The sequence below is a fragment of the Bradyrhizobium erythrophlei genome (genome assembly GCF_042430365.1).
In the GTDB taxonomy this organism is placed as follows: Bacteria; Pseudomonadota; Alphaproteobacteria; order Rhizobiales; family Xanthobacteraceae; genus Bradyrhizobium; species Bradyrhizobium erythrophlei.
In genome coordinates this window covers 1-11,344 of sequence record NZ_JBHMET010000107.1, presented here as the reverse complement: position 1 = coordinate 11,344, position 11,344 = coordinate 1, and the positions used below count along the sequence as shown (strand labels likewise).

The 11,344-nt window shown below is 59.1% G+C and carries 9 protein-coding genes and 1 pseudogene; 6 read left to right on the top strand and 4 right to left on the bottom strand.

Going from position 1 to position 11,344, the window contains the following annotated elements; translation table 11 throughout:
• A partial coding sequence (locus ACFFWD_RS17470; RefSeq protein WP_376967246.1) for a DUF2285 domain-containing protein occupies window positions 1-421 on the top strand: 421 nt, incomplete at its 5' end.
• Window positions 422-661: 240 nt separating this feature from the next.
• Here the strand turns inward: ACFFWD_RS17470 and ACFFWD_RS17465 are convergent.
• From ACFFWD_RS17465 to ACFFWD_RS17455, 3 genes are all read right to left on the bottom strand, one after another.
• A complete protein-coding gene (locus ACFFWD_RS17465) occupies window positions 662-1,570 on the bottom strand; it encodes a LysR family transcriptional regulator (protein ID WP_376967244.1) in 909 nt (302 codons plus the stop codon).
• A 383-nt stretch (window positions 1,571-1,953) separates the two neighbouring features.
• Window positions 1,954-2,796 (bottom strand): isocitrate lyase/phosphoenolpyruvate mutase family protein, encoded by an 843-nt coding sequence (locus tag ACFFWD_RS17460; RefSeq protein ID WP_376967274.1) that lies wholly within the window; start codon window positions 2,794-2,796, stop codon window positions 1,954-1,956.
• Between the two features lie 42 nt (window positions 2,797-2,838).
• Complete coding sequence (locus tag ACFFWD_RS17455) at window positions 2,839-3,984, bottom strand: pyridoxal phosphate-dependent aminotransferase (RefSeq protein ID WP_376967242.1); 1,146 nt, start codon at window positions 3,982-3,984, stop codon at window positions 2,839-2,841.
• Between the two features lie 541 nt (window positions 3,985-4,525).
• Here ACFFWD_RS17455 and ACFFWD_RS17450 point away from each other — a divergent pair.
• From ACFFWD_RS17450 to ACFFWD_RS17430, 5 genes are all read left to right on the top strand, one after another.
• Complete coding sequence (locus ACFFWD_RS17450) at window positions 4,526-5,704, top strand: ABC transporter ATP-binding protein (protein ID WP_376967240.1); 1,179 nt, start codon at window positions 4,526-4,528, stop codon at window positions 5,702-5,704.
• Window positions 5,705-5,829: 125 nt separating this feature from the next.
• Window positions 5,830-6,675: a carbohydrate ABC transporter permease gene (locus ACFFWD_RS17445; protein WP_376967272.1), complete on the top strand. Its 846-nt coding sequence runs from the start codon at window positions 5,830-5,832 to the stop codon at window positions 6,673-6,675.
• Window positions 6,672-7,520 carry a carbohydrate ABC transporter permease gene (locus ACFFWD_RS17440; protein WP_376967238.1) on the top strand — a complete coding sequence of 283 codons (849 nt, stop codon included), beginning with the start codon at window positions 6,672-6,674 and terminating at the stop codon, window positions 7,518-7,520. The genes ACFFWD_RS17445 and ACFFWD_RS17440 overlap by 4 nt, the downstream gene beginning before the upstream one ends.
• Window positions 7,521-7,829: 309 nt before the next feature.
• A complete protein-coding gene (locus ACFFWD_RS17435) occupies window positions 7,830-8,138 on the top strand; it encodes a hypothetical protein (RefSeq protein ID WP_376967236.1) in 309 nt (102 codons plus the stop codon).
• A 197-nt stretch (window positions 8,139-8,335) separates the two neighbouring features.
• The gene (locus ACFFWD_RS17430) at window positions 8,336-9,985 is read left to right on the top strand and encodes a gamma-glutamyltransferase (protein ID WP_376967234.1); all 1,650 of its coding nucleotides are present in this window, start codon (window positions 8,336-8,338) and stop codon (window positions 9,983-9,985) included.
• 291 nt (window positions 9,986-10,276) lie between these two features.
• Here ACFFWD_RS17430 and ACFFWD_RS17425 read toward each other — a convergent pair.
• Window positions 10,277-11,165 (bottom strand): annotated as a pseudogene (locus ACFFWD_RS17425) (amidohydrolase).
• Between the last annotated feature and the right edge of the window lie 179 nt (window positions 11,166-11,344).

Sequence of the window (11,344 nt, the reverse complement as noted above, 5' to 3'; positions counted from 1 at the left end):
CGTGCCGCTCGGAGGGGCAAAGCATCGCCTTTGGCTACCAGAGCTTCCAGCGAGCGGCTCATTAGTCGCCGTCGACCTGTCGCTCGACCGCAATTTCGACATGCGTTTGCGCGCAGCACGTCGATTTTTTCGAGCGCTCGAACAGCGTCCCCTCGGACCACCGCCTCTTGCTCGATCGATCCTGACCCGGCGGCGGCTCATTCTCGCTCTGCGAGCAGCGGATGGGTGGCTGGAAGGAAACAGCTATCGCCAGATCGCGCAAGGCCTGTTTGGCACGCTTCGCGTTCCCGATCGAGGTTGGAAAACGGACAATCTGCGCAGCCAGACCATTCGCCTGGTCAAGATGGGGCTGCGCCTCATTCGGGGCGGCTATCGCGCACTGCTCCGTCGCAAGGGAAAGAACAAGTACGACGCGTCCTGAACCTTTGGCTGATCGGCGAGCTGCGCTGCGGCCCCTGAAAATGACACCTTGCGAGTAGGCGAGCGATCTCATCGTTGCGCACGGTGTCCTCTGGGCATCAGTTCTGCTCGGTCTTTGTGCGGCGAGGGAAGGCGTTGTCGTCGAACGTCTCGCCACTTGAACGGACGATCGCTCTACCACTGAGCTATTGCATCCAAATACGATCCATCGATCGAACTTCTGATATCGCCGGATACGCAGTTAGGCGGCTTCCAAAATTGCGGCCTTTTTGCAGAGCCGGGCGACCCATCGGCAAAACGCACGCGCGACCTCGGAATTGTCACTGCGATCGACCGCATAGGCCCGATATTGCATCCCGCTCGGAGTACGCGATCCTGGTATCGCATGCAGTGCGCCCGCGCGCACAAGATCGCTGACAATGATTTCGGGGGCTACCAGTAGGCATTTTCCTGTTATGGCGGCCGGCAGAGCAAGGTAATTGTGATCATATCGCGCCCCCAATTTTATGTTTTGGGCACTTAGGTTCATCGCCCTTAGCCATGTGGGCAGTATGTCGGGCCGGGACGTGATGTTCAGAATTGGCATTGAACGAACAATTGAGAGTGTTTTTCCCGCTACGTGACTAGGAGCGCCCACGCATACGAGTGTCTCATTGTAGATCTCCCAATCGTCGGCCGGTTCAATGACGGAGAGATCGCGAGTAATCAAGATGTCAAAATGGTCGGACGATGTCGGCGGAGACAATGAGCTGATCACGTCCACGATGACGCCACCCATCTCAGCGGAGAACGCCTGGAGATTGGGAATCAGAAAGGAGTAAGCGAAGGTCGAAAGCGATGTGCGGACCACAATCCGATTGGCGTCCGGTTGATTCCGTCGCCGCATTCTCTTGGCGGTGAAACACACCGTATCAAGCGGTTCGGCAACGGTGTTCGCGAAAAGCCGCCCGAATTCCGTCAATTCGCTCCGTCGACCTCGCCGTTCCACGAGATCTGTACCGAAGTAGTCCTGTAACACGGCCAGATAGCGGCTGACGGAGCTCTGTGTTGTTCCCAACGTGCGGGCTGCACGCGTTACGCTTCCTTCTCGTGCAATGGTCACAAACACCCGGATTGCGTTGAGGGGTACTTCATCGTGGTCGGCAGCCATCTTCGCTCCGGTAGCTTTATGGAATGTCCGCTAGTTGCCACGGCAGGGCATTGCCAAAGGAGAATGCTCCATCACATTATTCGATGTATCTAGCCGGATTACTGCTTATCAGCGGTATCTCCCGCGTAAAATCGGCCTCATTGGTGCAATTCCTGCGGGCTCACTGACTTCAATCGCTTCCGACGGATTTCAGAGGTGCACCTTTGAGCGCTCCGTTAGAGCCGTCGGCGCCGGCGCGATCACTATTCGCAGTCGCGAATTTCTGAAGGACCAAGCCGTTACTCAAATTGTCCTAAGGGCGTCAGGGTGGCGCCTGAGCGGAGTTGGGGCGTCGAGTCTCGGTTCAAGATCTCGCTAGTTACGGAGGGTACTAATCGCAGCGTTCAGCGAAGGAAGCGAGCTTCAGCCGCCTTAATCTCGTGCATCTTCTGAAGCCTGAAAATCTCCTCCACTGGCAGAATGTCCTTGTGGACGTTCTGGACCCCGCCGTCGGCAATGATTCGGCGGAAGGTCTCCTGCATGGCAGTGGCGGAAGCGCGAATGCCGTAGTTGCCGTAGATCATCATGCGGATGTTGCGGAGCGCCTTGACGCGTTCAGCGTCGAGATCCGGGTAGGCGTTCGGCACGATCACCAGCGGTACCGGTCCGGTCCAGGCGCGCGAGAAGCTTTCGATCTCGGAAGGATCCTTCTTTTTCGAATGGATCAGGATCATGTCGGCGCCAGCCTCCACATAGGCTTTCGCCCGACGCAGGGCTTCCGCTTCGCCGAGGCCTGCGATCAAGGCTTCGGTGCGGGCTATGACGAGGAAATTCGGGTCCCGTCTTGTCGTGATCGCAGCCTCGATCTTCCCCTGAAACTCCTCAATGCGCAGCAGTTCCTGACGCCCATCGGCAACAAGGCTCGTTACCTTTGGAAAGGTCTTGTCTTCGATGACAACGGCGCTGGTGCCGGCGCGCTCGTATTCCGTGATGGCATGGATGACGTTGATGGCATTGCCATAACCCGTATCGATGTCGGCGACGATTGGCAGCGTCGTGCATCCGGCGATCGCCCGCAGCATGTCGAGATGCTGTGTCATCGAGATCAGGCTCATGTCTGCGAGACCATAGAGTGCCGACAGTTCGAAGCCGGAGGCCCATAAGCCATCAAATCCAGCTTCTTCGGCGATGATCGCAGAAAACGGGCTATGGGCGGCCATGATATGAACGAGGCCAGTCTCGGCCATGCGGGCGCGCAGGCGTTTCGCAGGGGACATCCGGGAGATCTTTCAAGACAGGGCGGCGCAGGCGGCGATGATGCGGTCGCAAGCGCGCGTGAGGTCCTCGAGCGAAGAGGCATAGGAAATGCGGATATAAGGCGAGGCCATGAAGCCGCTGCCGGGCACGACAGCCACGCCGAATGCGTTGAGCAAATACATCGCAAAATCGGTGTCGGTTTCGATCACCTTGCCGTCCGGCGCACGCTTGCCGATAACACCTGTGCAGGAGGGGAACGCGTAGAAGGCACCGTCCGGGACGCGGCACGAAAGTCCCTCGGCTTCATTCAGCTTGGCGACAACGAGGTCGCGGCGTTGCAGGAAGGCGCTCGCGAATTCCTTGATGTGCTTCCGTCCGCCGGACAGCGCCTCGATGGCGGCGTATTGAGAGATCGAGCTGGTGTGCGAAGAGGTCTGTCCCTGGATCAGGTTCATCGCCTTGATCAGTGGCAGAGGGCCAGCCCCATAACCGACGCGCCAGCCGGTCATTGCGTCGGCCTTGGATACACCATTGACTGTCAGCGTGCGGTCGCAAAGGTCCGGCGCGACCGCGGCCATCGTGGCGAAGTCACCGTTGTGGGTGAGTTTTTCATAGATATCGTCGGACAGCACGTGGACATGAGCGTGGCGGCGTAGCACTGCGGCGAGCGCCAGCAGCTCCCTTCGGCTGTAAACCGCTCCGGTCGGATTGCACGGCGAGTTCAGCATCAGCCACTTCGTGCGAGGCGTGATCGCCGCTTCCAACGCCTCGGGACGCAGCTTGAGGCCATGGAATTCATCGCAGGCAACGAGAACCGGCTTGCCGCCGGCGAGCGACACCATATCCGGATAGGAGACCCAGCACGGCGTCGGGATCACCACCTCGTCGCCCGGATCAAGGCTGGCGAAGAGCGCGTTGAAGACGACCTGCTTGGCACCGCAGCCCACCGTAATTTGGTCGATGCCATAATCGAGCCCGTGATCGCGACTGAGGCTCTTGCGGATTGCCTCGCGCAGCGGCTTGATTCCGGCAACCGCGGTGTATTTCGTTCGCCCGTCGCGAATAGCCCGGATCCCAGCCTCGCACACAGCCGACGGCGTGCCGAAATCCGGTTCGCCCTGACTGAGCGTGATCACGTCGACACCCTGATCGCGCAGCTCAGCTGCACGAGCGGTCATGGCCTTGGTTTCGGAGGGGCGGACGACATTGAGGCGTTGAGCGACGAGAGACAAGATAGGGTACCCAGCGAAGCTAGAAGCAAAAGCGGTGGCAACCTCTACTCGCTCTCAAGCGGGCTCACTAATCTAGAGATCGTGTTTTTGCATGAATTGATCGACGTTTGCGGCAGCTCGCCGGACCAAGACCCTTTTTTGGACGTACGTCGTCCAGCGACAGATACCGCATGCAAACATTAGGCGACGGCAATGCGTGCCGCTTGGGCCGTAGCTCCAGCAGCACGGCAAAAAGTCCCCTGGAATTTGGCAGATGAGGATTGGCGGGCGACATGATGGGTCATGGCGCGCGGACATGTGAGGAAGTGTGAGCGCCGGATCCTCCTTGTGGCATTATCCGTGGAGTGCCGTACGTCATCGCATTTTGCGTGTGCGCATATCGAGTTAGTCGATGGGTGTCATCTAGCTGTAGCAATGCGGGTTTTGAAGTTCTCGCGTCCCAACGTATGTTGCGCAAAAAAGAGTTTTGTGCCGGGAGGTAACGGCGATGGCATCCGTCTCAATCGACTGCGTCGACAAGAAGTTTGGCCCAACATCTGTCTTGCGTCGTGTGTCGCTGTCGATAGCGGACGGCGAGTTTCTGACGCTCTTGGGACCGTCAGGGTGCGGGAAATCAACGCTGCTACGTATCCTCGCAGGGCTCGAGGTGCAGGATACAGGCTCGATATCGATCGGCGAGCGGGGGGTGGATGGACTGCGGCCAAAGCGACGAGACGTGGCGATGGTGTTCCAGTCCTACGCGCTCTATCCCCACATGACGGTCGCCTCGAATATGGCGCTACCGTTGCGGATGCGCCGACTCTCGGGCTTCCAAAGGCTTCCTCTTGTCGGCCCCCTTCTGCCAGGAACCGCGGGGATTGCTGCCGAGATCGACGTGGAAGTCACCCGTACCGCCAAGTCCCTCGGCATTGGCCACTTGCTGGCCCGCAAACCGGGACAGCTCTCCGGAGGTCAGCGCCAGCGCGTCGCTGTTGGCCGCGCAATGGTGCGCCATCCGGCCGTTTTCCTGATGGACGAGCCGCTATCCAATCTCGACGCTAAATTGCGTGTACAGATGCGCGCGGAGATCAAGGAACTGCACCAACGGCTCGGGGTCACGTTTGTCTATGTGACCCATGATCAGGTCGAAGCCATGACGCTATCGGATCGGGTGGCGGTGATGCTCGATGGCGAGTTGTTGCAGGTCGCTCCGCCACAAGACATCTACGCCGATCCAGACGATCGGCGCGTTGCAGAGTTTATTGGCTCGCCCAAGATCAACATGCTCGACGGCATTGTGCGTGAGCGCGGCCTGATTGATGTGGCCGCATCGACGCTTGCGATTGAGGCTGAAGCACTGCCCGGCACGCCTCTCACTCTTGGCATTCGCCCTGAGGCATTTCATCTCGCTGATCACCGAGGGCAGGGGGGGCTGACCGGTTCAGTGCGCATGATCGAGCACATGGGTTCCGATCTCTTCGTCCATCTCGAACTCCCGGCGGTCGCTCATCCGTTGATCGCAAGGCTGCTCGCCGAACGGGCTCCTCATATCACTCCCGGCCAGACCCTGCATCTCGGCGTCAGGCCCGACCGCGTGCTTTTCTTCACCCGTGATGGGCGGCGTTTGCGCCGGGAGGCGGAAGCCGGTCGGGCATCGATCTCGCCAATCCGGGAGGTCGCCCAATGAGTGAGCCTCTTGCTCATTCCGGCGCCTCCCAGGAGCCGTCCGCGACCGGTCGCGTTCGGACCTTCCAATTCCCCGCCGCCTCACCGGCTTCCCGGCGTTCCTTTACGGAAGCGCTGGCGGCCTGGATGCTTGCTGGGCCGGCGCTCTTTTTTCTGCTGGTCTTGTTCTTCCTGCCGGTGATCGCCGTCTTGGTCATCGCTCTCTCTGACTGGCAGTTCGGGGCGGGTTCTCTTTCCTTCGTCGGCCTCGCCAACTTCCGCGAGGTCTTCGCTGACGCGGGCTTCAGGGCCTCGCTCGTCAACACAGTCCTCTATGCATTGATCGTCGTGCCCGGAACTGTCTTCCTCGGCCTCCTGATCGCGCTTCTGATCGAAAGTGAGAAATCATGCCGCGCTTTTTACCGTGCCATTCATTTTCTGCCGTTCATGGCGACACTCACCGCCATGGCAATCGCTTGGGAGGCGCTGCTGCATCCGACGATTGGTCTCGTCAACCAGACGCTCGGTGCGATCGGACTGCCGACCACTAACTGGCTGCGCGATGAGAATACAGCTCTGCCTGTGCTCGCCTTCATTGGCATCTGGCAGAACCTCGGCTACGCAATGGTGTTGTTTCTTGCCGGTCTCAAGAGTATTCCGCAGGATCTCTACGACGCTGCCGACGTCGACGGTGCCGATCTCTGGCTCGACCGGTTGCGCATCGTTACTCTACCCATGCTCGGGCCTGTCTCCATGTTCGTTGTCATCGTTGTGGCGCTGAGGGCGTTCGAGTCTTTCGACGCCGTGAAAGTGCTTACCCAGGGCGGGCCCGGCCACGCCTCCGAAGTGCTGCTGTACACGCTCTATCGCGAGAGCTTTGAGTACCTGCGTACTGGATATGGCGCCGCCGTTGCCGTTGTCTTTCTCGCCATCATCGTGACTCTTACCCTCGTCCAGACTCGCGTCATGGACAGGAAGGTGCATTACCAATGAGCGCCATCACCCCTACCAGTCATCTGTCGCCGCCCGCCGCCATTGTTCGACATGGCGTGCTGCTCGTCACCGGAGCGCTTATTCTCGTCCCCTTCGTGTGGATGGTGTCGCTGTCGATCAAGCCGCCCGGCGAGATCTTCCGCGCGTCCTTCTCCTTCTGGCCCGTGCAATTCTATGGCGTCGAGAACTATACCAAGGCGCTGACCGAAGTACCGTTACCCCGGTACATGGGCAACGGCCTGATCGTATGCGCTGTCATCCTCAGCCTTCAGATCCTGGTGTGCGCCCCTTGCGCCTACGCGCTCGCCAAGCTTCGCTTCCCTGGACGTGATCTGTTCTTCGGCCTCGTGCTAATCGGCCTGCTCCTGCCGCATCAGGTGCTCTCGTTGCCGCTCTTCATTCTCGGCTACCAGCTTGGCATCCTCAACACTTATGCGGCACTTATCTTCCCTTACGTGGTCTCGCCCTTCGGCATCTTCCTGTTCCGCCAGTTCTTCAAGACCATTCCCGATGACGTTGTCCATGCCGCGCGGCTCGACGGTCTCTCCGAGCTCGCGATTGTGTGGAAGATCATGGTGCCGATGGCGCTACCATCCGTCATCGCTTTCTCGATTTTCTCCGTGGTCGGCCACTGGAACGATCTCTTCTGGCCGGTGATCGCGGTGCGCGACCAATCTCTTATGCCGCCCCCGCTCGGCGTCATCGCCTTCAAGAACGAGGAGGCCGGCAACGACTACGGCCCCCTTATGGCCGCATCAACGCTCGTGGTTCTCCCGCTTGTGGTCGCTTTCGTTGCCGCACAGAAATGGTTCGTGGAAGGGCTGACCGGGGGAGCGGTAAAGTGAGGAAAATCCCTGGCATGCTGCCTCAAGGGGATCCTGCGATGTTCACGGCAACACCATCAGTCTCGGACAAGAATTGCCGCTTCTTGCAGTGAGCTCACAGGGCGCGCTTCCTGAATATGCAATCCAATGTCACGGGCGTTCTTGATACCCTTGCAGCAACATACGATGACCTCATGCGGCTTACTCATGTCTCTGTAATGTACCAATCATGCTGCGCGGCACGGCTCAACGCTACTCGGGCGCAAGAGCTACCTGGAATCTTGAACAGGCCCGGACGACACGCGTACCACTCGGTTCGCCGAGTTTCCTATGACCGCGATGATAGTGCCGACAGAGCGATCGGACGAAGGGCAAGTTCTGTGCGATCGGTTGAACTGGCATTTTCTCAATGCTCAGAGGATTCGATCGGACGCCAACACAATCGGCTTGGATGCAGCCCGATGGGACAGACTAAGAGCCGTAGTCAGCGATCTTCCATCACGACTGCAGCGAGATGTTCGCGCAGGACATTTCTTCTTTGTCGGTGAGCAAGGCGACAAAGAGACGGCTGCACACTTTCTTGATCTGATCGCCGATGCGCGTAGCGTCCGTGCCGAACTCCGAGCCATCCTTGAATAAAGTCGTTCGCTGTCGACGAGACCCCCGAAATCCCATGCAGAAACCACTACGCCAAACTAAAGAGCCGCCTACAGCCTTGCGCGCTCGATCGCGCAAGGCTGCTTGCCCAGCAGCTCTCACCTCGTGACAACGCCGGCGATGTCGCCAAACCCAAAGGCGGACTTTTCCGTCGAGAACCTCAAAAAAAGGACCGTCTGATGAACGGAAAGCGATCAACCGTTTCCTCTTTGCAGGGCGTCGTGGCCGCCGCCCATCCTCTAGCCGCGAGCGCCGGTGTACGCATTCTTGGCGACGGCGGAAACGCATTTGACGCGGCGGCAGCCACTGGAGCAGCCTTAAACGTTGTAGAACCTTACAGTTCCGGTCTTGCAGGATGTGGCATCGCGATCTGCTACGTTGCTGCAGAAGATCGCATTCGGGTATTGAACTTTGTGCCTTCATTTCCCCGCGCATTTGATTTTGCAAGCATTGACGACCGCTTTTCAATCAGGCGCGGTGGTTACGGAACGGGGCTACCGGCCTGCCTGGCTGGATGGGCAGAGCTTGTACGCAAGTATGGGAAACTGCCATTTTCTGACACGCTCTCGCCGGCGATTCGTTTGGCGCGGGAGGGCTTCCCGCAGATTGAGCTGAATGTCGAGGCCCTGCGGGCGAGCCGTCAACAACTCATGGCCCTCCCGCGACTGTTCGCGGATTGGGCCGCAATTTACGGCGATACCGACCTCGCCAATCAGTTCGGTTCCGTACTCCAACAGCCCAAACTGGCTGAAACTTACGAGGCAATTGCAAAACTTGGAGCTGATTATCTCTACGACGGTCCGCTTGGGAACGAGATTGTAGGGAGCGTGAGAGCTCACGGCGGTTGCATCACGAGAGAGGATATCGCCTCTGTGAAGCCAATTTGGCAGGACGGCATATGCGTTCGTTACAGGGGCAACGAGATCTACGCTCCGCCTCCACCATCGCACGCTTTCCAGTACCTACTCACGATGGCGCTGCTGGAAAAATCTAACGCAGCCGACCTGCGGGATCGCGAAGGAGATCGGCTGAACCTCCTGTTTCGGCTAATTCGGCTCTCTGCACGCGCCCGTATTGAAGGTCAGATAGACAGCGCGGAAGCCTTTTATCGTTTGATCGACGAGGAAAGTCTCCGACACCTAGCCTCGAAGATCGAGACTGAAGAGGCTGTCGATGGTCCAACTGAATATCCAAAAGCCGGTTCGTTGCTGGACGAAGAAAACCTTCGACAGTTGGGCTCGAAGATTAAAACCAAACAGACCGTCGATGGCTCAACAGAAAATACGACATCCTTTTCTATTGCAGATCGCGAAGGCAACCTGGTCGCAGTGACCCAAAGTTTGGGGCTATATTTTGGATCTGGAATTGTTACGCCACATCACGGTGTGGCGTTGAACAATCTCCTTCATTACGGCGATTTGTCGGGTACTGGCGAGGGGATGCCACCCAAGCCTTTTGAGCATCCCATGAGCCCATCGATTGTCATCCGCCAGTCCGGGGAAAGACTTGCGTTTGGCACTCCGGGAAGCTTCGGAATTCTTCAGACGCAGGCTCAAGTACTAACAAACTACCTTGATCTGGGCATGTCCCTGCAAGAGGCATTTGACGCGCCGCGCGCTCGGCTATGGCCTGGTCGACAGGTCGCGATTGAAGGTCGCGCCGGCGAGACGACGCTGAATTCGCTGTCAACTCACGGGCATGACGTCGTTGTCGCGAAAGATTGGACAATACTGGTTGGCGCCATGAATGGCGTTGTCCGTCATTCGTCCAGTGGCGCCATCTCGGGCGCATCAGATCTCCGACGTGATGGTCACGCTGTTGCCGTCTAATGTTGTGCAATCCGATGCAATCTCGGCCGGGGCGTCACGGCGTGTTCGACAAAGAGTATGTCGAGGATGCCGTCACCCCGCCGCACTGCATCGATACGCCGGACGCCGTGCTACAGGAAAAATTAGAGGCCGGCCGGTAAGCGTCCCGGCGATGACGACCACAAGATTGCCTCGGCCATCACTGACGAGACGCGTGAGGCACAATTTAGCGAAGCGGAACCCGCCACTTGTGCAACAAGCGGAGGAGAGAGGTGGGTTACGCCTGTGGCCAACCCATCCTGCAGCACCCGCCTATCCCGCCGGCATCGTCTTCTCCACCAACCGCACCCAGTATGACGCGCCGTGGCCGAGGATGTTGTCGTTGAACTTGTAGGCGGGATGGTGAAACTCGTTGCCATCGCCCATGCCGACGAGGATCATCGCGCCGGGGCGAGCCTCCAGCATAAAGGAGAAGTCCTCTGCGCCCATAATTGGGATGAACTTCTCGTTCACTCGCTCTGCGCCGACGATGTCGCGGGCGATCTCCGCCGCGATACCGGCTTCGCGCGCGTGGTTCATCGTCACTGGATACATGCGCGAGTACTTCGCCTCGGCCGATCCGCCGTAAGCACGCGCCACGCTTTCGGCGACCTCACTGATGCGGCGCTCGACGAGATTGCGCACCTCCGGGCAGGTTCGGCATGTTGTGCATGCCGTAGACCTCCTGGATGTTCCAGCGGGTCATCAAGCCGTCGTCGACCATCGCCTTGCCGCCGCCGCCACCTTCCTCGGCCGGCTGGAAGATGACCACGGCCGTGCCGTCGAAATTGCGCGTCTCGGTGAGATATTTTGCGGCACCGAGCAGCATCGCGGTGTGGCCGTCATGGCCGCAGGCGTGCATCTTGCCTGGGATCTTCGAGGCGTAGGGCACGCCCGAAATCTCCGTGATCGGCAGCGCGTCCATGTCGGCGCGTAGCCCGATGGTTTTGCCCGAGTTGCTCTTGCGGCCGCGGATCACGCCGACCACGCCGGTGCGGCCGATGCCTGTCACCACCTCGTCGCAGCCGAACTCGCGCAGCTTGTCCGCGACGATGCCGGCGGTGCGGTGCACCTCGTAGAGCAGCTCGGGGTTCTCATGGAAGTCATGGCGCCAGGCTGCCATTTCGTCTGCGAGGGCAGCAACACGGTTGATGATGGGCATGGGGAGAGGTCCGTTTTCTTGCTCGTAGGGCGCCCTAGCTCTATTGCCGCTCTGATTTGCGACAGCGAATGCGCAGAGGGCTGGTGTAGGTTACGACGTGTCGCTGCCGCCGTTGGCGAACTAGTACCCACTTTTCTTGGAACGTGAGTCGTGATTCAAGGTCGGGATGATACCCGAAG